This is a genomic window from Microbispora amethystogenes, assembly GCF_016863015.1.
Lineage (GTDB): Bacteria > Actinomycetota > Actinomycetes > Streptosporangiales > Streptosporangiaceae > Microbispora > Microbispora amethystogenes.
In genome coordinates this window covers 1-19,957 of record NZ_BOOB01000064.1, presented here as the reverse complement: position 1 = coordinate 19,957, position 19,957 = coordinate 1, and the positions used below count along the sequence as shown (strand labels likewise).

16 protein-coding genes are annotated in these 19,957 nt (G+C 72.7%); 7 read left to right on the top strand and 9 right to left on the bottom strand.

What is annotated here, in order from left to right:
• Positions 1-124: 124 nt before the first annotated feature.
• Positions 125-1,228, bottom strand: a complete 1,104-nt coding sequence (locus tag Mam01_RS33655; RefSeq protein ID WP_239101823.1) for a glycerophosphodiester phosphodiesterase — start codon at positions 1,226-1,228, stop codon at positions 125-127.
• Positions 1,229-1,615: 387 nt separating this feature from the next.
• On the opposite strand from Mam01_RS33655, the gene Mam01_RS33650 reads away from it, so the two are divergent.
• The gene (locus tag Mam01_RS33650; protein ID WP_204289210.1) at positions 1,616-2,251 is read left to right on the top strand and encodes a flavin reductase family protein; all 636 of its coding nucleotides are present in this window, start codon (positions 1,616-1,618) and stop codon (positions 2,249-2,251) included.
• A 166-nt stretch (positions 2,252-2,417) separates the two neighbouring features.
• Here the strand turns inward: Mam01_RS33650 and Mam01_RS33645 are convergent, their stop codons facing one another.
• The 3 genes from Mam01_RS33645 to Mam01_RS33635 form a co-directional block, all read right to left on the bottom strand.
• On the bottom strand, positions 2,418-3,404 hold the full coding sequence (locus Mam01_RS33645) for an ABC transporter permease (protein ID WP_204289209.1): 987 nt from the start codon (positions 3,402-3,404) through the stop codon (positions 2,418-2,420).
• Between the two features lie 13 nt (positions 3,405-3,417).
• Entirely contained in the window at positions 3,418-6,153 is a 2,736-nt protein-coding gene (locus tag Mam01_RS33640) for an alpha/beta fold hydrolase (protein WP_204289208.1), read from the bottom strand.
• A gap of 228 nt (positions 6,154-6,381) precedes the next feature.
• Entirely contained in the window at positions 6,382-7,890 is a 1,509-nt protein-coding gene (locus tag Mam01_RS33635) for an alpha/beta hydrolase family protein (protein WP_204289207.1), read from the bottom strand.
• 180 nt (positions 7,891-8,070) lie between these two features.
• Here Mam01_RS33635 and Mam01_RS33630 point away from each other — a divergent pair, with 180 nt between their 5' ends.
• The 6 genes from Mam01_RS33630 (at position 8,071) to Mam01_RS33605 (ending at position 14,152) form a co-directional block, all read left to right on the top strand.
• Positions 8,071-8,778 (top strand): tryptophan 2,3-dioxygenase family protein, encoded by a 708-nt coding sequence (locus Mam01_RS33630; protein WP_275409125.1) that lies wholly within the window; start codon positions 8,071-8,073, stop codon positions 8,776-8,778.
• A complete protein-coding gene (locus Mam01_RS33625; protein ID WP_204289205.1) occupies positions 8,775-9,974 on the top strand; it encodes an aminotransferase class V-fold PLP-dependent enzyme in 1,200 nt (399 codons plus the stop codon). The genes Mam01_RS33630 and Mam01_RS33625 overlap by 4 nt, the downstream gene beginning before the upstream one ends.
• Positions 9,940-11,295: a tryptophan 2,3-dioxygenase gene (locus Mam01_RS33620; RefSeq protein WP_204289204.1), complete on the top strand. Its 1,356-nt coding sequence runs from the start codon at positions 9,940-9,942 to the stop codon at positions 11,293-11,295. Before Mam01_RS33625 ends, Mam01_RS33620 begins: the two co-directional genes overlap by 35 nt.
• Positions 11,292-12,899 carry an FAD-dependent monooxygenase gene (locus Mam01_RS33615; RefSeq protein ID WP_204289203.1) on the top strand — a complete coding sequence of 536 codons (1,608 nt, stop codon included), beginning with the start codon at positions 11,292-11,294 and terminating at the stop codon, positions 12,897-12,899. Before Mam01_RS33620 ends, Mam01_RS33615 begins: the two co-directional genes overlap by 4 nt.
• Before the next feature lie 67 nt (positions 12,900-12,966).
• Positions 12,967-13,374 carry a Rieske (2Fe-2S) protein gene (locus Mam01_RS33610; RefSeq protein WP_204289202.1) on the top strand — a complete coding sequence of 136 codons (408 nt, stop codon included), beginning with the start codon at positions 12,967-12,969 and terminating at the stop codon, positions 13,372-13,374.
• Between the two features lies 1 nt (position 13,375).
• A complete protein-coding gene (locus tag Mam01_RS33605) occupies positions 13,376-14,152 on the top strand; it encodes a cyclase family protein (protein ID WP_204289201.1) in 777 nt (258 codons plus the stop codon).
• 27 nt (positions 14,153-14,179) lie between these two features.
• Here Mam01_RS33605 and Mam01_RS33600 read toward each other — a convergent pair whose 3' ends face one another.
• From Mam01_RS33600 to Mam01_RS33580, 5 genes are all read right to left on the bottom strand, one after another.
• Positions 14,180-15,130, bottom strand: coding sequence for a GNAT family N-acetyltransferase (locus Mam01_RS33600; RefSeq protein ID WP_204289200.1), 951 nt, complete (start codon positions 15,128-15,130; stop codon positions 14,180-14,182).
• A gap of 67 nt (positions 15,131-15,197) precedes the next feature.
• On the bottom strand, positions 15,198-16,214 hold the full coding sequence (locus Mam01_RS33595; RefSeq protein ID WP_204289199.1) for an aspartyl/asparaginyl beta-hydroxylase domain-containing protein: 1,017 nt from the start codon (positions 16,212-16,214) through the stop codon (positions 15,198-15,200).
• 61 nt (positions 16,215-16,275) lie between these two features.
• Positions 16,276-17,547, bottom strand: a complete 1,272-nt coding sequence (locus Mam01_RS33590; protein ID WP_204289198.1) for an MFS transporter — start codon at positions 17,545-17,547, stop codon at positions 16,276-16,278.
• The gene (locus Mam01_RS33585) at positions 17,547-18,620 is read right to left on the bottom strand and encodes a GNAT family N-acetyltransferase (RefSeq protein WP_204289197.1); all 1,074 of its coding nucleotides are present in this window, start codon (positions 18,618-18,620) and stop codon (positions 17,547-17,549) included. Before Mam01_RS33585 ends, Mam01_RS33590 begins: the two co-directional genes overlap by 1 nt.
• A 138-nt stretch (positions 18,621-18,758) precedes the next feature.
• Positions 18,759-19,670, bottom strand: coding sequence for an SDR family oxidoreductase (locus Mam01_RS33580; RefSeq protein WP_204289196.1), 912 nt, complete (start codon positions 19,668-19,670; stop codon positions 18,759-18,761).
• Between the last annotated feature and the right edge of the window lie 287 nt (positions 19,671-19,957).

Genomic DNA, 19,957 nt, shown 5'->3' with positions numbered 1-19,957 from the left:
AAGCGCCGCGCGACCGCGGCGCCCGTTTCCCGGCTCCGCTGATTCCCCCGATCCGTACGGCGCTGTTCGCGCGGCGCCGTACGGCGGGAAGGGGCGGCCGGGGGACGGCGGGGAGGTGCGGCGGTCAGCGTTCGGCGCGGGCCGCGACGCCGATGTCGGTGTTGTCGGTGAAGACCCCGTCGACGCCCGCGGCGAAGAACTTCTTCAGCTCCCCGAACAGGTCGCCGTAGTCGCCGTCCCGGTCCGACGACCGGAAGTCCTTGGGGAGGGTGTCGTTCTCAGCGCGGAACGTGTACGCGTGCACCACGAGGCCCGCGCGGTGGGCGTCCCGGACCAGGTTCGTGACCTGGCCCAGCGTGCCGTCCGGGTTCCGCCCGATGACCATGTCCTTGTCCGGGCCGATGCCGGCGGCGTAGGTGGCGATCTCCCGCAGCCCGGCCGGGGTGACCAGGTCGGCGTAGGTGCGCGGGTCGCCGGACTCGGCGAAGTCGGGCGGCGCGCCGTCCTTGTAGAGCAACTGGATCAACGGCACCCGCAGCCGCTTGTGGAGCTCCTTGAGGTTGCCCACCTCGAAGGACTGCACGATCACCTTGGCCCGCGGCGTGTTCAGCCCGTTGGCCTCCAGCGCGCGGATGAGCTTGGGCTCGATGGGCATGCCGAGCTTGCGGTAGTAGGTGGGGTTCTTCGTCTCCGGATACATGCCGACGTCCCGGCCGAGCTCCCGGGACAGCCGCCGGGTCAGGTCGATGACCTCCTGGAACGTCGGGATCTGGTAGCGGCCGTCGTAGATGGTGGTGTGCTGGCGGATCGACGGCTCGTCCTCCCTGCAGCGCAGGGTCTTCAGCTCGGCCAGCGTGAAGTCCTCGGCGAACCAGCTGGTCATCTCCCAGCCGTCGAAGTTCTTGGTCTTCATGCGCCCGGCGAACTCGGGATGGTTCGCGACGTCCGTCGTGGAGCCGATCTCGGGCGAGTGCGAGGCCACCAGGACGCCGTCCTTGGTCAGCACGAGATCCGGCTCGATGTAGTCGGCCCCCATCCGCACCGCGAGTTCGTAGCCCGCGAGGGTGTGTTCGGGCCGGTACGCCGAGGCGCCCCGGTGCGCGATGATCACCGGCCCCGACGCCTCGCCGCCCAGGGCGCCGGTCCGCTGCGCGGTGGCGTCCGCGGCGGGCAGCACGGCGACCGTCGCCAGCACGCTCATCGCCACGGCCGCGCCGGCGCGCGCCACCCTCCCCCGGCGCGACGACGGCCGGCCGGGGACTGAGCTCGCGGGCACTGAGTTCGCGGGCAGTGGGGCGGCGGGTGGCGCGGGAAGCCTCCGCGGGTTCGATGTCATGACGCGATCTCCTCGACTGGACGCTTCCAGATGGCACGTCCGGCCCGCGGGCGGCGAGCGGAGCGGCGATGCAATTGCACCAGCGCCCGCGCTCGGCATGCTCTCGTGACGATCTCGCCCTGCACTGCCGTGCCCTACGCTGCGGCTGGCCTGGCCTGCCCGGCCGCTCACGGGCGGATCGCGGGCGGGATCTCGCGCCGGCCCCTGCGGCCTGCGCGGAGGGCGTCTTCCTCCAGGTGGCGAGAGCTGGATGATAGGCCGCCGCGTTACGGTCGGTGGGTGATCATTCGACGGGATGACCCGAGGACGACACCCCTGCCGCACATCGCTCCGTCGGTCGACGCCGACACCTTCCGCGAGGCGATGGCGCAGATGGCGGCACCGCTGACAGTGCTCACGTGCTACGCGCCGGACGGCCGGATGTGCGGCCTGACCGTGAACGCCGTGTGCTCGGTCTCCCTGGCTCCGCCCATGCTGCTCGTCTGCCTGAGCCGGGCCAACCTGAGCCATGACGCCGTCGTCGGCGCGCGGGAGCTGTGCCTGCACGTGCTCGAACCCGGCCAGCAGGATCTGGCCCTGCGGTTCGCCTCGCCCGTCGACAGGTTCCGCGGCCTGGACGTCCACCCCGGCACGGCGCCGGAGCTGACCGACGTACGGCTGCGCGTGAGCTGTGAGCCGGCCGGCGCACTCGACGGCGGCGACCACACCATTCTGCTGGGCCGTGTCGTCCGCGTGGTCAGCCCGGACAGACGCGACGGCGGCGGGCTCGTCTGGCACCGCCGTGGCGCCGCCCGCGTCTCGCCGATGCGCCGCCTCAACGAGAACATCGGCGAGAACTTCGGCGGCGGCATCGGCGCCGGGCTGGGCAACGGGCTGAGCGAGGGACTGGGCGAGGGGCTCAGCGCCACCGCCTGACGTTCCCGCCTGACGTTCCCCCCGGCCGTTCCGCCGGCGGTTCCCCCAGGCGTTCTCCAGGCCTTCCTCTGACGCCCGCCCTCGCGCCTGCTCCCCCAAGCCGCTCCGCCGGCGGCCGCGCATCGCCGGAGTACGAACGGGACTCTGACGCTGCCCCGCCCGGAGGTCAGGTCGTGATGTCCTTGCGGCTGAACCGGTAGGCGGCGAGCACGCTGAAGACCAGCGCGTACACCAGTGAGACCAGCAGGCCGTCGGCCATGCCGGTCACGTCGGCGTCGGTGGCGAACAGGTCGATCCACGCCCAGGCGTGGTGGGTGGGCAGCAGGTCGCGGAACGACCCCAGTGCGGTGATCTGGTCCAGGATCTGGGAGAGCACCGACGCCAGCGCGGCGCCGCCCACCGCGCCGAGCGGGGCGTCGACGGTCACCGACAGCCACAGCGCGAGGGCGCCCACCCAGGCGAGCTGCACCACGGTGTAGCCCACCGCGACCGCCAGCATGATCACACTGCGGCCGAAGGGGACCGCGTCGCCGGCCGGGCTGGTCGCGTCGCCCGCGCCGTACCAGATCACCCCGGCGAGCAGCGCCACCGCGGGCAGCAGACCGAGCGCGAGGAGAGAGAGCAGCGCGGCCGTCACGGCCTTCTGGCGCAGCAGCCGGAGCCGGGGCACGGGGATCGCCAGCAGGTATTTCAGGCTCGACCACGAGGCCTCGCTCGCGACCGCGTCGCCGAAGAACAACGCGACCACGACCGGCAGCAGGAGCGAACCCGCCAGATAGAGGGTGAAGACGACGAAGTTCGGGCCGCTCGTGACCGCGAGGTCGGCGTAGGTCACCGCGCTGCGCGCCGGGTCCTGCCCGCCGATCTCGAAGGACGCGACCAGCACGATCGGCAGCAGCGCGATCAGGGCGAAGACCAGCTGGGTGCGTCTGCGACGCCACTGCCTGCGCAGCTCGACCAGGACGCGCAGGGTGCCCCGTGGCCGGTATCCCGCCGCCGCGCCGGTCCTGGCGTCCGCCGTCTTCTGGCCGGGCGTCGTCACGGCTTCCTCGTACGGCGGCGCGTCGCGAGGCGGGTCGCTCACGTCATGGCCGCGGGAGATGCCGAAGTCGTGCTCGGGGGTGGTCGTCGCCTCGCGTTCCGGAGCGGTCACCGGGTCACACTCCTCACGATTCCTCCTGGACGAGCCGCAGGAAGGCTTCCTCCAGCCGTTGCCGCGGCCCCACCCGGTCGACGGCCACGCCCGCGAGAACCAGCCGCTGCACGGTCTCCCCACGGGCGACGCCGTCGAGGTTGGCGTACACGGTGCCGTCCTCGACGCGTACGCCGGAGACGCCGGGCACCGCACGGAGCAGACCGGCGGCGACGTCCGGGCGGTCCACGGCGAAGCCGGTCTCCCCCGACCCGGCCGTGATGGCGCCCACGGCGTCGTCGGCGATCACGCGGCCCCGGTGGATCACGACCACCCGGTTCGCGGTCTGCTCCACCTCCGCGAGCAGATGCGAGGAGACGAGCACCGTACGGCCGGTCGCGGCGTAGCGCCGGAGCACCCCGCGCAGGTGGTGGATCTGCGGAGGGTCGAGACCGTTGGTGGGCTCGTCGAGCACCAGCAGGTCCGGCAGCCCCAGCATGGCCTGCGCGATGGCCAGCCGCTGCCGCATGCCCTGGCTGTAGGTGCCCACCCTGCGCTCCACGGCGTCGCCCAGGCCGGCGATCTCCAGCGCGTCGTCCAGCCGGGCCTCGGCGGCCGGCCGGCCCGTGGCCGCCCAGTAGAGCCGCAGGTTCTCGGACCCCGACAGGTGCGGGAGGAAACCGGCGCCCTCCACGAAGGCCCCGATCCGCGACAGCACCGGGGCGCCCGGCGTGATCCGGTGGCCGAAGACCCGCACGGTGCCCGCCGTCGGCGTCACCAGCCCGAGCATCATGCGCAGGGTCGTCGTCTTGCCCGCGCCGTTCGGCCCGAGCAGGCCGAGGACCTGCCCGCGCCCGACGCGGAAGGACAGCCCGTCCACCGCCTTCACTCCGCCGGGATAGCTCTTCGTCAGCCCCTCGACCACCAGTGGGGTGCCGGCCAGCGCGGGATCGAAGTCGGGCTGCCGGCGCCGCATCCCCGCGATCACGCTGAGCAGCAGTCCCGCGCCGAGGACGGCGGCGATGCCGAGGAGTTTGCCGACCGGCCAGGCCGTCTCCATCGGCGTGCCCGGCACGACGGGCGCCCGCAGCGCGCCGATCACCGCCACGCGATAGACCGCCGGGGCGGACGACGGGCGGTAGGTCTGGTCGGTGGTCGCCACGGTCAGCTCAAGCTCGTGTCCGCTCACCGCCGAGTGGACGATGCCGGGCAGGCTCACCGTCACCTCGACCGGTGACCCGTCGGCGGGCAGCGACGGCAGCCGGACGGCCGCGACCCCGTTGCCGGGCAGCGTCCTGGTGCCGTCGGGGCCCTTGTCGTACAGCTTGAGGAACAGCGCGCCGTCCCCCGGCGCGCCGACCGCCGAGACCCGCAGCCGTACGGTGGGCACGCCGGCCACCAGCAGCGGCGCCTTCAGCGCGGTGGTGGAGAACTTCGCCGACTGCCCGGGCAGGTCCATGCCGACCAGCGAGGCGAGCCACGGCGTGCGCGACAGGTAGCCGTTAAGCCCGGGGATGCCGCTCACGGCGGCCGGCTGGCCTCCCGGCGGATTGACGATCGTCTGCTCCCCGCCGATGAGCTTGGCGGACCAGCTTCCGGTCGCGCCGGACAGCAGCCCGGGGTAGGCGCGGGCCCGCACGGTGCGCACCGCCGCCGAGCCGTCCGGCCGGATCGAGCCCTGCACCTGGTATTCGAAGGGGCCGAACGGGTCGGTCCCCCGGCCGAGCAGCCGCAGGCGCAACCAGTCCGCGATGCGCGCCCGGAGCGCGGCGTCGGGACGGTCGCCGTCGTGGCCGCCCGCGTACCACACCACCTGCACGGAGGCGCCCGCGCGGGCGATCTGGCGCGCGGTGACGTCGGCGTGGTCGAGCCCGAAAAGCGTGTCCTGCTCGCCCTGCACCAGCAGGGTCGGCGCGGTGATGCGGCCCGTCACCGACGTGGGCGAGAGCCGGTGCAGCAGCCGCTCCAACGCCGGGGTCGGCGCGCCCGTGGTGGCCAGTTCCGTGTAGGCCCGGCAGATCTCCGGCGTGAACCGGCCACACTGGGGGGATCCGCCGAACTGGCCGCCCCCGCCGCCCGGGTCGCTGCCGAAGCCCATCGAGTAGAGCCAGCCGGCCCACGAACTCTTGAAGACGCCTCCGGCGGCGAAGGCCGACGCGGACGGCGTGACCGCCGCCGGGCCGCCGGCCGAGTTCGGCAGCAGCGCCTGCATCAGGTCGTTGTAGGTGATCACGGGGACGAGCGCGTCGATCCGCCGGTCGAGCCCGGCCAGCAGCAGCGCCAGCGCTCCGCCGTACGACGCCCCGGAGACCGCCACCTTGGGGTCGCCCGGGCCGTCCTTGAGCACGTCGGCCCGCTGGGCCAGCCGGTCGAGCAGGCGCCGCGCGTCGGCGACCTCCAGATCGGGGTCGTTCAGGCCGATCCGCCCGCCGCTGCGGCCGAACCCGCGCGCCGTGTAGGTCTGCACGACGAAGCCGGCCTCGGCCAGTTCGTACGCCTCGGCGTCCACGCTGTGCTTGTCGCCGCCGAACCCGTGGGCCAGCAGGACCGCGGGCGCGGGGGTGCGCGTCGGCAGGTAGAGGCTGGTGTCCAGGCTCACCCGCCCGGACGCGCCGGGCCCGGCGGGAACCTCGACGAAGGCGCTCTCCACGCGCACCTCGGCGGGCCGCTGGGTGTGCAGGGTCAGGGCGGTCACGCCGAGCGCGGCGACGACGAGCGCGGCGACCTGGAATCGCGCCCGCTGCGGTTTCAGCCACCCGAGAAGTGCCACGGCTGCGACGCTAGACATCCGGGTTATCACCTCGGTCTCCGCTCGTGCCCGGCGAGTCGTGCCCGGCCCGCGACAGACGGCATTCGCTGGACGGTCCCCGATCGACGCGGCCGTGGGCCGTGCAAACAGGGCCGTGCAAACAGAGCCGTCCGAGCAGGGCCGTCCGAGCAGGGCCGTTCGAACAGGGTCGTCCGGACAGGGTCGTCCGGACACGTTCATCCGAATGGTTCAACCGAACAGCAGGCCCCAGTAGGCCGCCCAGGGCAGCAGCACCGCGCCGCCGCCGAGGAGCAGGCCCAGCCGTACGCGCTCGGCCCGCGTGATCCGCCGCCGGGCGCGCCACCATCCGGCCGCGACGAAGGCCATCGCGGCGACGGCGAGCAGGACGATCCCACGGAGCGCCAGGTACGGCACCACCACCCCGCCGACGGCGCCCGTACGCTGGGTGAGCAGGAGGGCGACGACGTAGCAGACGAGGCCGAGGGGGGCGAGCAGCCCGCAGACCGCCAGGAGCCGGGCGGTCCGGCGCATCCCCGGATCATGCCGTGAATCCCGCTGTGAATCCCGCTGTGAGTCCCGCCGTGGCTCCGGTTGCGAGTCCCGCTGTGAGCCCAGCTGCGAGCCTCGCTGTGGCTGTTGCTCCGGCCCCTGCTGTGATCCCTGCTCCGGCCCTCGCGCCGATCCCTGAGCCGCCGCGGCCCTGCGCCGCCGCCTTCGCCCGGCGAGCCCGGCGCCCAGGTAGGCGGAGAACAGCACCGCCATCAGCACCAGCGCGCCGCCCTGCGCCCAGGCCGACTCGTACCAGGTGCGCGGCTCGACGGGCAGGCTGGTCCGCTCCTGCGCGGGCGGCGCGTCGGACCGCCCGGCCGCCTCCGGGCTCTTCAGCCACGCCACCACCAGGTCGTAGAACTCGGGGACGATCCAGGTCGTGCCGCGGGCGAGCGGATGGGTGGCCGACGAGACCACCCGCATCGTGTAGTCGTGGTTGCCGCCCGCCTCCAGAGCGTTCCGGACGACCGCCATCGACTCGGCGGGCGGGACGGTGTGGTCGTCCGCCCCCCACACGGCGAAGACCGGCTGACGCATCCGGGTCAGCGCGGACGCGGGGTCGAAGGCGGCCTCGGGAAACTGCCCGAGCCCCTCGGCCAGCCGGACGCCGTTGAGCGCGAGCGGGCCGGACACGCCGTCGTGCCGCAGCAGGTTGTCCAGGTGCCAGGCCGTCTGCCGGGCCGGCTGCACGCCGCTGGCCGCCAGCAGCACCACGAAGCCGACCTCCGGCGAGCGCGCCGCCACCAGCGGCGCGACCCAGCCTCCCTCGCTGACGCCCCACAGTCCCACCCGGTCCGGGTCGACGTCCGGGCGGGCGCGCAGCAGCCGCACCGCGGCCAGCGCGTCGTCGGCGAGCCGGGAATAGGACCGCTGGGTCGCCGAATATCCGGCCGTCCGCTTTTCGTAGACGAACGTCACGACGCCCGCGTCGACGAAGGGCGCGACCATCTTGTGCAGTTCCTCGCGCGGCATCCAGCCGGACACCGAGACGAGCACCAGGCCGGGGCGCCGGTGGCCCGTCCCGGGAGGAGCGAAAACGGTGCCGTTCAATCGCGTTCCGTCGCTGGTGAACGTCACCTCCTCGGCTCCGGCAGCTCCGGCGGCTCCGGCCGCTCCCGGCGCGAGCGTGAACGCGGCCGTCATCAGCAATACGCCGACAAGGCCCAGCAGTTTCCGGGCAGCAAACATGGATTCTCCCGTCCATTGTTTGTCGATTCGCCCTGCGGAGGAATTGACGGCCCGGCTGTGCCGGGTCTCCGATTCTCCGTACGTCTGTGCATAACCGGCAATTCACTGAGACCCGGATGATAGGACGTCCTCGTACCGTCGCCCCATGAATGTCGACGAGTGAGACATTGGGGTTCGCTAATGAAGGACTACTCCAAGCAGGTGCTCACCGGCGAGGGTGACACCGATTACGCGAGGTATATGCGGACCGATACCTTGCTGTCCCTGCAGCGCGGCCCGGACGAGGTCGTGCACCGGGACGAGTTGCTCTTCCAGGTCGTGCACCAGACCACCGAACTGTGGCTGAAGCTCACCTGCGCCGACCTCGACGAGGCCGCCGAGCGCATCGGCGCCGGAGAGCTGGAGAGCGCCACGGGCCTGCTCGGCCGGGCGTCCCTGGGCATCGAGCTGGTGACCGGCCAGCTGGAGATGATGCGGCATCTGTCGCCCTGGGACTTCCAGCTGATCCGCACGGTGCTGGGGCACGGCTCGGGCGCGGACTCACCCGGCTGGCGGGCCATCCGGCGGTGCGGGCGCCGGCTCGAAGCGGCGTTCGCCGCCATGGTCCGCCAGACCGGGCTCGACCTCGCGGAGCTGTACCGGAGCGGGCTCCACAGCCCCGAACACCGGCTGGCCGAGGCGCTCATCGAGTGGGACGAGCGCATCTCCCTGTGGCGCGTACGGCACTACAAGATGGCGACGCGGGTTATCGGGCATCAGGTCGTGGGCACCCAGGGGACCCCTGTGGACGTCCTGGCCAGCCTGATCAACTACAAGTTCTTCCCCGAGCTGTGGGAGCTGCGCGACGAGCTCACCCGCACCGGCCCCATGGCAGAGACCGCGTTATGAGCGGCACGAGCAGCGCCGCGGCGGCGTTCCGGCGACGCTTCCCGATGCTGGAACGCACGGTGCACCTGTCGAGTTGCAGCCTGGGCGCCCGCTCCACCGACCTCGACCAGTCACTGGGGCGGATGGCGGCGGACATGACCCTGGGAGGCGGTGCCTGGGAGCGGTTCTCGCGGCAGGTCGACCGGGCGCGCGCCCGGTTCGCCCGGCTCATCGGCGCGGACACCGAGCGCGTGGCCGTGGTGCCCAACGCCTCCGTCGGGGCCTACCAGGTGGCCTCGACCCTGGGCCGGCGGGGACGCCACCGGATCGTGAGCAGCGCGGCGGAGTTCCCGTCGATCTCCCACGTGTGGCTCGCGCAGGGACGCGACGGCACCGAGGTCGTGCACGCGCCCCGCCCCGGGGAACCCGTGGACGACGGCGCCGACAGTACGGACGATCCTGCCGGCGACTACGCCGCGCTGATCGACGAGCGCACCCGGCTGGTGTCGGTGCCGCTGGTGACCTACGCCGAGGGCCGCGTCATGCCGGTCGCCGAGATCGCGGCGGTCGCGCACGCCGCCGGTGCCCCGGTGTTCGTGGACGCCTACCAGGCCGTGGGGGTCCGGCCCGTACGGGTGGATGAGCTCGGCTGCGACTTCCTGGTGGCCGGCACGATGAAGTATCTGCTCGGCCTGCCCGGCCTGGCCTTCCTCTACGTACGCGCGCCGGGGTCCCTCGGTCTCGATCCCGTGCTGACCGGGTGGTTCGGGCGCGTCGATCCCTTCGCCTTCGACGTGCGCCTGCTGGACTTCCCCGCCGCGGCCACCCGGTTCGAGACCGGGACGCCCTCGGTGCCGGCGGCCTACGCGGCCAACGCGGGGTTCGACCTCGTCGAGCCGCTCGACCTCGCCGAGGTGCGGGACCACGTGCTGGCCCTGACCGACCTGGCCGCCGGAAGCCTGCGCGAGCGGGGCGAGCACGTCGTCCTGCCGCCCCGGCGGGCCCGCGGCGCGCACGTCTGCCTCTTCGACCCCGAGCCCGAGTCGCTGGCCCGGTTCCTCGCCGAGCACGGCGTCAGCGTGAGCCCACGAGGCCGGTACGTCCGGATCTCGTGTCATTTCTACAACGACGCCGGCGACGTCGCGGCCCTGTGCGCGGCCGTCTCGGCGTACCGAAGCAAGCATGGATCGTGCGGTGGTGTCCGTGTCCACAGCTGAGCTGAGCTCCTGGCTGCGCAAGCCCGACCTCATGAAGTTCCCCTACGCCGCAGTGGTGCGCGAATATCACCACGTCGGCAAGCACTTCGTGCCCCCGGAACTGCTCCGGATGCTGGCGGAGGCGCGGACGCTGCTGCCGTCGCTGCACGGACCGTGGCCGCACGTCCACACGCTCGCCAGTTTCCTCGACACCGCCCTGGACAAACCCGACCAGCGCTACGACTACCCGACCTATCTGGCGCTTTCGCTGCTCCAGCTCCCCGGGCCGGACGATCCCCTGGAACAGGCCCTCTTCGCGCGGCCTCGCTGCGACCGGCTGATCGCCCAGCTCGTGGCCGACGCGCTGGCCTTCGAGCTGGCCGCCCGGGACGGCCGTACGACGCTGCTGCCCCGGATGCGGCCGGACGCCGCCCTGGTCGGCAAGCGCTACCGGCACGGGCTGCGGGTGCTGCGGCCGGTGCTGGGCCGGATGGCGCTCGACTCGGGGCTGACCGAGGTGGGCCCCGCCGACCAGGCCCGCCAGGCGTGCGCGGCGGTCCGCGGCGACATGTCCTTCGCCGAGCGGCGGGCCATGAAGCTGAGCATCCTGCCCGTCGACACCATCCACGACGAGTATCTCTTCCTGCGCGTGCTCCAGGCGTTCGAGACCACGTTCGCGCTGCTGTCCACGCACCTGCGCGGCGCGATCGCGGCGCTGCGGCAGGGTGAGGTGGACCGGGCGGTGTACTTCCTCGACGGCTCCCGGGCCGCGCTGGAGGAGTCGGGACCGCTGTTCTCGATGCTCGCCACCATGCAGGTCGAGGCGTTCCGCACCTTCCGCCAGTTCACCGAGGGCGCGAGCGCGATCCAGTCGCGCAACTACAAGCTGGTCGAGTCGCTGTGCAGCATGCCCGACCCGGGCCGGATCGACTCGCAGGCCTACTTCTCGGTGCCGGACGTGCGCATGCGGGTGCTGGCCGGTCAGGAGACCCTGGACGAGGCCTGCGCCGCGCTGCTCGGCTCCGGCGTGCCCGAGCCGGACCGCGTCCGGCTCGGCGCGGCGATGGAGTCCTTCGCGCGGACCCTCGCCCGCTGGCGCCAGACCCACTACCGGCTGGCCGTGCGCATGCTGGGCGAGGCCTCCGGCACCGGATACACGCAGGGCACGCCCTATCTGGCGGCCGTCCGCGACCTGCCGGTGTTCCGCACCACCCTGCAGAACGGCGCGCCCGCCAACGGCAACGGCGCGCACCCCCACAGCGTGCACACCAACGGCAACGGCCTGCACGCGGACGGCGAGGCCGTCCTGGAGGCCGACAAGGAGACGAGGAGGGCGCCGTGAACGGAGTCGAGGCACCGGTCGGCATCGTCGGCGCCGGGCCGGTGGGACTGGTCGCGGCGCTGCGGCTGGCCGGTCAGGGCGTGCCGTGCGTGCTGCTGGAGGCGAACCCGCACCTGGTCAAGCAGGGGTCCAAGGCGTGCCTGATCCAGGGCGACGTGCTGGAGGTGCTGGACAAGTTCGGCTGCGCGGACCCGATCGCCGAGGAGGGCGTGACCTGGGACGTCGCCCGGACCTACGTGCGCAACCGGGAGATCAGGGCGGCCGAGTATCCGCGCGGCCCCGGCTTCGGGCCGTTCGTCAACATCTCCCAGCACCGCATCGAGCAGATCCTGGTGCGGGCGGTGGAGGCCGAACCCCTCTGCGACCTGCGGTGGGACCACGAGGTGACCGACGTGCGCCAGGACGGGGACGGTGTGGCCGTCCGCGTGCGCACCGGCGCGGGTGAGCGGGAGCTCGCCTTCTCCTACCTGGTCGCCTGTGACGGCGTGCGCAGCAGGCTCCGGGAGCTGATGGGCGTCCGGTGGACCGGCTACACCCATCGCGACCGGTTCCTCATCACCGACATCAAGGCGAAGCTGCCGCTGGCGCAGGAGCGGCACTTCCACTACGACCCGCACTTCAACCCCGGCCGGCAGCTCGTCATGCACCCGCAGCCGCACGACATCTGGCGCATCGACTGGCAGTTGCCGCCGGACGCCGACATCGACGCCGAGCGCGCCGACGGCCGGTTCGACCAGCGGGTCAGGGCGGTCATCGGCGACATCCCGTACGAGGTGGACTGGGTCAGCACCTACCGCTTCCACCAGCGGGTGGTCGAGCGGCTCCGGGTGGGCCGGGTGCTGTTCGCCGGCGACGCGGCGCACGCGCTGCCGCCGTACGGCTCGCGCGGCATGAACAGCGGCATCCAGGACGCCGACAACCTCGCCTGGAAGCTCGCGCTCGTCCTGTCGGGCCGCGGCGGCGAGGAACTGCTGGACAGCTACCACACCGAGCGGTACGCCGCCGCGCTGGAGAACCTGCGGGTCACCGAGGCGACCATCCGCTTCATGGTGCCGCCCAACCTGGCCAGGCGCTGGGCCCGCGCTGCGCTGCTGCGGCTGTCGCGCATCCTCGGCCTCGCGCGCCGCCACGTCAACAGCGGCAAGATGGCCGAGCCCCACACCTACACCGACTCCCCCATCGTCGAGCGGGGACATCCGCTGCTGGGAGCGTTCGCGCCCGACGGCGAGGTCACCGTGGACGGCGTGCCGACCCGGCTGCGCCGGCTTCTCGGCGCGGGCTTCACCGGCCTGGTCTTCGCGCCCGGCGTGGCCGAGGCGCTGCCGGTGGTCGAGGCCGCGCGGTCGCGCCCGTGGGACCTTCCCGCCCGCCTCGTGATCGTGGTCCCCCCGGACGCCCCCGCCGCCGCGGCGCCCGCCGGGACCACCCTCGTCCGGGCCGCCGGGCAGGCGCTGCCCAGCACGTACGGCGGGCTGGACCGGCCGGTGTGGTGGCTGGCCCGGCCCGACGGCCATCTGTCCGCCACCGGCGTGTCCGGCGAGCGGTTCGCGTCCGCTCTACGTGCCTCGGCGTCCGCCGGGGAGCTCTCGCTCGCGAAGGGCTGACCGCCCTCCTCTCATCACGATCCGATCCCTCCCCGCCGGAGGCGGGAGTCTTCTCCGGAGGTAACCGATGAGCCCCACCTACAGCCGACGCGCCGTACTCGCGGGGACGGGCGCGGCCGCCGCGGCCGCCGCGACCGCCGCGCTCTCCGGGTGCGAGGTCGCCCGTACGGCGGACGCGCCGCCGAGCGGCACCTCCCTCGGCCGGACCGCGGACGTGCCCGTCGGCGGCGGCCACGTGCTCTCCGACCTCGACGTCGTGGTGACGCAGCCGGAGGCCGGCACCTTCAAGGCGTTCTCCGCGCTGTGCACCCACCGGGGCTGCCGGGTGGACGAGGTGTCGGACGGCGAGATCGTCTGCCCCTGCCACATCAGCAGGTTCGCCATCAGCGACGGCTCGGTCACCTTCGGCCCGGCCGACCAGCCGCTGCCCGCCTTCAAGCTGAAGGTCTCCGGCGACGAGATCATGGTGGCCTGACGTGGGCCTGCTCACCGACCTCGTCCACGCGATGCGCCGCGGCGTCGTCGAGGTCGTCGACCTGACCGCTCCGCTCTCCGAGCAGACGCCGATCATCCAGCTTCCACCGGAGCGCGGCCAGCCGTGGCCGTTCTCCCGCGAGGTCATCAGCGACTACGACGCCGCCGGGCCCACCGTCTACTGGAACAACATCCGCCTGTCGGAGCACACGGGCACGCACTTCGACGCGCCCGTGCACTGGCTGTCGGGCAAGGGCACCCACGACGTGTCGGAGGTGCCGCCCGGGCGTCTCGTGGGGCCGGCCGTCGTGCTCGACTTCACCGCGGAGGCGGCGGCCGACCCCGACTTCCTGCTGCGCCGCGAGCACGTCGAGCGCTGGCAGGAGAGCCACGGCGAGCTTCCGGAGGGCGGCTGGCTGCTCTACCGCACCGGCTGGGACGCCCGCCGTGAGGACCCGGCGCGGTTCCTGAACGAGGGGCACACCCCCGGCGTCGCGCCGGAGTGCGCGCGCTGGCTGGCCGAGCGGACCCCGGTCATCGGCATCGGCGTGGAGACCGTGGGCACCGACGCCGGCCTCGCGGGCGAGTTCGCCGACCGGCCCTACCCGTGTCACTGGTACTTCCACGGCGCGGGGAAGTACGGCCTCACGCAGTTGCGCAACCTCTCCCTGCTGCCGCCCACCGGCGCCGTGCTGATGGTGGGGCCGCTGCCCATCGTGGGCGGCTCGGGCAGCCCCACCAGGGCGCTCGCCCTGGTGGAGCATCCGGGCTCGGCCTGACACCCCGGCCAGGGGCCGGGCCGGGACTCAGCCGATCCGCACCACGCCGAGGCCGGTGAGGAACGGCGCCCGGTACGGCCCCAGGTCCGCCTCCGGGTCGTCGGTGTCCTCGCCGGTCAGCACGTCCAGGTGGAGCGGGGTGTCGAAGGTGATCTCCTCGCTTCCGGCGTCCGGGGCGTACGAGATCAGCAACGACGGCTCGGTGAGCGTGTCGAGGCGGAGCACCCGGGTGGCCTCGTCGGGGTCGTCCATGGTGCCGAACAACCGCGCCGGGATCGGGGTGAAGCCCAGCCGGCTCTTGAAGCGGAACAGCCCCGGCTTGGCGATGTGGCCGTAGAGCGCGGGGTCGGTGCCCAGCGAGACGCTCTGGTAGCCCATCTCGCGGGCCTTGGCGAACACCCGCATGTACATGGCGCGGACGATGCGGTGCTGCCGGCTGTCCTGGGTCGTGGTCACGAACCGGATCACCACGGTCGAGGCGTCGGCGCGCTTGCGGCACATGCAGCAGCCCACGAGCGTGCCGTCCTCGAACGCCTGCACGGCGAAGTAGTCCTCGCGCATGCCGAGGATCTCCTCGCGCTCCATGCTCGCGTACGGCACGCCGTGCCGCATGCCGCCGATGTGCGGCTCGTACAGCTTGAGGAAGTCGTCGAAGACGAGGTCGTCCACCGGGTCGGCCACGTCCATCCGGACGTCACGGCCGGCCGCGTAGCGCAGCCCGAGGCGCACGTTGCGCCGTTCCTGCACCGACAGCCGGCTCAGGAACTCCTCCTCCGACGCGGCGACCGGGGCCATCCAGGTGATCCACGAGGGGTGGACGGCGAAGCCCGCGGCGCGCAGCCGCGGCCACGACTCCGGGGGCGGGCCCACGACCCGGACCAGGTCCAGCTCGCCCCGGTGGCGCTCCCATCCGCCGCTCTCGGCTTCGTCCGCGTCGACCAGCCCGATGGTCAGGCCGTTCACCGTCTCGATCTTCACTGTCTCCTCCTCGGCCGGTCGTGACCGTCCCGCCGGGCCGCGCCGCCCGGCGGGACGGGACGACGGTTCACGCCGCGGACGGGATCCGCCGGGTGGCGGGGATCTCCAGCCGGCGCTCGGCGGTGCCCCTGCGGGTCCGCAGGACGACGGCCGGCGCCGCGCCGCCGGGCACGACCTGGAGGGTGCGCTCCTCCGTCCATCCGGTGAAGCGGAACTCGCCCTCGCCGACGTGGACGAGGCCGAACGTCGGCTCGCCGTCCAGCGTCAGGACCAGGCGGTTCCCGTCGGCATCGCTCTCGATGGTCGCCGCGAGCTTCGGCTGGGGCAGCAGGAACTGTCCCTCCGCCTCCTCCCAGTCGGCGAACGACGCGGGGATCTCGAACGCGCAGTGGTAGCGCTCGGGGTCCTCCAGCGGCACGGCGGGACGGGCGTAGAGCACCTCGTCGGCGGACAGCGTGTCGAGGAAGTCCGGCGGGAACAGGCTCAGCGTCTCCGGTGTGATCAGCGTGTCGACGATCATGTGGATGCGCTTGTCCTGGCCGGTGTTGAGCACCTGGTGCCACCGGCCGAAGTCGCCGAACCAGAACGTGCCGGGCTGCCACCGGTGCTCCACCCCTTCGATGATCAGGGCGGCGCCGGGGTTGGTCGTGATCGGCACGTGCAGCCGCAGGTTGCCCCACGGGAAGCCGACCTTGGTGTCGAAGTGGACCTCGCCGACGGCGCCCGGCCCGAGCGCGAGCAGTCGCACGCAGCGCAGGGGGGCCGGGATCGACGCCAGGATCTCGGCGAAGTAGGGGGCCTGGGCGAGCCAGGGCGTGTCGGCGAACTCGTCCAGGCCCGCGCCGCCGGGGTCGGTGCGCTCGGGACGGCCCGTCGGGCTGCGGAGCGGCAGCGCGCGCCAGTCATAGGGGGCGCGCTCGGCCAGCCCGGCGGAGGTGAAGGTCTGCTGCAACGCCCACTGGTGGTCGTCCAGGCGGTCCAGATCCTCGAGAAGCCGCGCGACGTCGAAGGAGGGCAGCAACCGGGCCGCCGCGGGATGCCCGCAGACGATGGGCTCCATGACCTGCTGGTGCGTGACGCTCATGAGTTCGATCTCTCCGCATTCTGCTCGACAAGTCTGACGATCACTGTCACCCGAGCCGATATCAGGACGGTCTTGGCGAGGTCTCCTGCGCCTCCACCTGCGCCTCGGCGGTTTCGGTGGTCCCGGTGGCATCGGTCGCCCGCGCGCCGCGGAACCGCCCGGACGCCACGGCCAGCCCCACCAGCGCGACCACGCAGAGCACGCCGAGCAGCAGGAAGGAGGTGGCGCCGGTCCAGCCGAACAGCGCGACACCGATGATCGGGCCGATCACGTTGCCGGAGTCGCCGATGAAACCGAACAGCCCGAACGCCTTCCCCTGACGGCTCATCGCGGAGCGCAGCTCGATGAGGCCCCGCCGTGCGGTCAGGTAGAGCACCGCGGAACCGGCCATGCACAGGACGAACGACGCCGCGACCGGCGCCACCTCCGCGCTCAGGGTCAGGCCCGCCAGGCCGAGGGCCATGGCCGCCATGCCGGCGCGGATCAGGGTCATCAGCCGCAGCCGCTCGGTGTAGCGGCCGAGTGCCCAGGTGAACAGGGCGAAGGTGGCCAGGCCGACGGCGAAGACCACCGAGATGGTGCCGCGTGCCGAGCCGTCCCGGCCGGCGCTCAGGTAGAGCGGCAGCATCGGCTCGAAGGCCGAGTAGATCACGTTGGCGAACAGGTCCAGCGCGCCCAGCGCGAGCACCCACATCCACCAGGGGCCCGCCGAGCCCGCGCCCGCGCCGTCAGCGGCCGGCGCGGCGTCCGCCTCGGCCTCCTCGGGCTCCTCCTCGCCGGACCGGGGAATCGCCTGGAACAGCCCGAACGCGGTCACCGCCGTGACCGCCGCGCCCGCGAAGAACAACGCCTCCAGCCCCAGCGGCGCGGCCACACCGGTGACCAGCGGCCCGATGAGGAAGCCCGCCATCGCGGCGGTGCCGAAGTTGCCGATCAGCCGGCTGGTCGACAGGCCGTACCGGCGGCACAGCAGGCCCATTCCCGCGTAGAGGGCGGGCGTCACGAGCCCCTCCCCCAGCCCCCAGCAGACGCGGCCCGCCAGCAGCGTCTGCGGGTCGCGGGCCACCGCCGTGATCACGATGCCGACGGCGGCGACGAGCTGGGCGACGAACGCGACGTGCCCCGGCCGCCAGCGGTCCACCCACAGCCCGCCGAGCGGCTGGGACAGCGTCTTGGCCGCGGCGAACAGGGCGAACGTCAGCGCGATCACCGTCGGGTCGGCTCCCGCGCGCTGCTGGAGCTCGGGCACGAACGGGATGAGCACGGTGTAGGAGGCGTTGACGCTCATGACCGCGATCAACAGCAGCGCGGCACGCCTCCGGGCAGGTGACATCAATGCGCCTCGATGTAGTCGAACAGCACCCAGTGCATGTGCGCGATGTCCACGCTGAGGTCGGGCTGCGGCCGCGGCGTGTAGACCAGGGCGTACAGGTTGGTCCCGGTCAGGCCGTGCCGCTCCTTGAAGCGGTAGTTGTCCCGGCCCCACTCGATGCGGCGCATCCCGTTCTCGTAGGCCCACCGGGTGCCGCCGTACATCAGCGCGATGTAGGTGCTGTATTCGTTCAGCGTCGCGTATTCGACCCCGCCGCACATGTACGTGACCTCGTCGCCGCGGCGGAACCCGAAGAACGCGCCGACGAGCCGGTCGCCGAGCTTCGCGGTGAGCATCATCGCCCCGGGCACGCGCAGCATGGAGTGCAGCGCCTCCTGGTCGAACAGCGCCGGCCAGTCGTTCTTGTCGCTCGTGTCGACCGTCAGCGGGAAGGCCGCCGGAACCAGGTCGTGCGCCGCGTCACCCTCGACCATCTCGACGCGCAGCCCGCGCTCGTGCGCCCGGCGCAGCCGCCGCGCGACGTCCCGCCGGATCTTGTTCGGCAGGCGCTCGTGCACGTGGGCCTCGTAGTCGCGCGACATCTCGCAGGAGTAGGTGCGCTCCAGCAGCACCCGGCCGGTCGGCGGGCCCACGGTGGCGACCCAGTCGGCCACGCCCTCCTTGGTGAGGTTGGGCACGACCAGCGTCTCCGCGTCGCCGTCCGCGATCCACTCCATCGCGGTGTCGTACGCGCCGCGGATGAGTTCGGCGGGCACCCGCCCGCGCTTGCTGTACATCGAGTACGTCGACCCGGCGAAGACGATCGGGTTGCCGAACCTGCCCACCAGGCCGACCTGCACCTCGTACCCGTGCCAGAAGGGCGACTGGGTGGTGAGGTAGAGCGGCAGCACGGACGAGCCGTCCTCGCCCTCCGGCCGGGTGTGGACGTAGGCGTGGCGCACGCGGTGCTCGATGGGATTGTTCTCCCACTCGCGCAGCCAGCCCTGTGTGTCGTAGAGGCAGCTCGCGATCACCTGGTCCGGCACGTGGTCGGACAGCGACCAGCCGGAGGCGACATCGGTCAGCGTCGTCATACCGGTTCTTCCTCCTCAGCCCCGCCGTGTTCGGTCTTCCACGGCGACGCCCGCGAGTCGGAGCGCCGCCACACGCTAACGAGAGGGGCTCTCACCCCGATCTCGCCGCCGCCGTTCCCCGCGTTCCACGCGGCCGGCTCAGCGGTATCCCGTCGTGTCGGCCGGCAGGCCGCGGTCCTGCACCTCGACCAGATAGCGCCACGCGTCCGGTTGACTGCCGTCGACGTCGGTGAAGTCGTAGACCCGCGCGAGCTGCCCGCTGGAGAGGGACTGGCCGTTCCAGCGCGCCACCTCGGGGTCGCCGGCGAGGGCCGCGACAGCGCGTCCCACGTACGCGGGGGTCTCGGAGATGGCGAAGTGCGGGGAGAACTTCGTGGCGTCGCGCCAGTTCTCCTCGCTCACGCCGAACTGCTCCAGCATGAACTCCGAGCGCAGCCATCCGGGGGTGAGCAGCACGGCCGTGCAGCCGAACGACTCCAGCTCGTGCGCCAGGGCGAAGGCGATGCGGCTGACCGCGCCCTTGGCCACGTCGTAGAAGAAGGAGACCCGGTAGTTGGCGGCGTTGTACTCGTCGGTGCCGTCGGTCACCTCCACCACCAGGCCGCCCGGGTTCTTGATCAGCAGAGGCAGCGCGAAGTGGCTGGTGATCGCGTGGGTGTCCACGGCCAGGCGGAGCTGGTGGAGGCCGTACTCCAGGTCCGACTCCCAGACCGGCTTGTCCCACTCCATCTTGGTCGCGCCCCAGATGTCGTTGACCAGGACGTGCAGGGCGCCCTGCTCCTTCTCGATCCGGGCGACCAGCGCCCGCACCTCCTCGGGCACGAGGTGGTCCACCCGCACCGGGATGCCGTGGCCGCCGGCCGCGTCCACCAGGGCCGCGGTCTCCTCGATGGTCTCCGGCCGGTCCATCTCCGAGCGGCCGGACTCGCTCGACCGTCCGGTGCAGTAGACGGTCGCGCCCGCGGCGCCCAGCTCGACCGCTATTCCCCTGCCCGCGCCCCGGGTCGCTCCGGCGACCAGCGCGACCTTGCCCGTCAAGGAACCCGTCATGGAGCACACCGTACGACGTGGGCGGCCGGGGCACGGGGGAATGACCCCTAGTCTGTCAGGTCCGGTTCAGGCGCCCGCCGCACGCCCTCTCACCTGCGACTCCGGCCGATCTCGGGGTGGTCTCGGCGATTGGCCACCAACGCGCGCACCTGTCAGCCTCGGCCTCGTGACTCCTCCGCTCCCTGAAGGTAGCGGCTTCTCGCTAAGCCGCCTCCGCAGCGTCGCGAAGGGCAAGCCCTGCCCTGAGAATGTTCTTGGCCGCGTTCACGTCGGCGTGCGCCTCGTGG

Coding starts and splice junctions, on each gene's coding strand:
- Mam01_RS33580 (WP_204289196.1), bottom strand. CDS start 19,670: ATGACGGGTTCCTTGACGGGCAAGGTCGCGCTGGTCGCCGGAGCGACC.
- Mam01_RS33590 (WP_204289198.1), bottom strand. CDS start 17,547: ATGTCACCTGCCCGGAGGCGTGCCGCGCTGCTGTTGATCGCGGTCATG.
- Mam01_RS33635 (WP_204289207.1), bottom strand. CDS start 7,890: ATGTTTGCTGCCCGGAAACTGCTGGGCCTTGTCGGCGTATTGCTGATG.
- Mam01_RS33610 (WP_204289202.1), top strand. CDS start 12,967: ATGAGCCCCACCTACAGCCGACGCGCCGTACTCGCGGGGACGGGCGCG.
- Mam01_RS33595 (WP_204289199.1), bottom strand. CDS start 16,214: ATGAGCGTCACGCACCAGCAGGTCATGGAGCCCATCGTCTGCGGGCAT.
- Mam01_RS33585 (WP_204289197.1), bottom strand. CDS start 18,620: ATGACGACGCTGACCGATGTCGCCTCCGGCTGGTCGCTGTCCGACCAC.
- Mam01_RS33620 (WP_204289204.1), top strand. CDS start 9,940: ATGGATCGTGCGGTGGTGTCCGTGTCCACAGCTGAGCTGAGCTCCTGG.
- Mam01_RS33625 (WP_204289205.1), top strand. CDS start 8,775: ATGAGCGGCACGAGCAGCGCCGCGGCGGCGTTCCGGCGACGCTTCCCG.
- Mam01_RS33630 (WP_275409125.1), top strand. CDS start 8,071: ATGAAGGACTACTCCAAGCAGGTGCTCACCGGCGAGGGTGACACCGAT.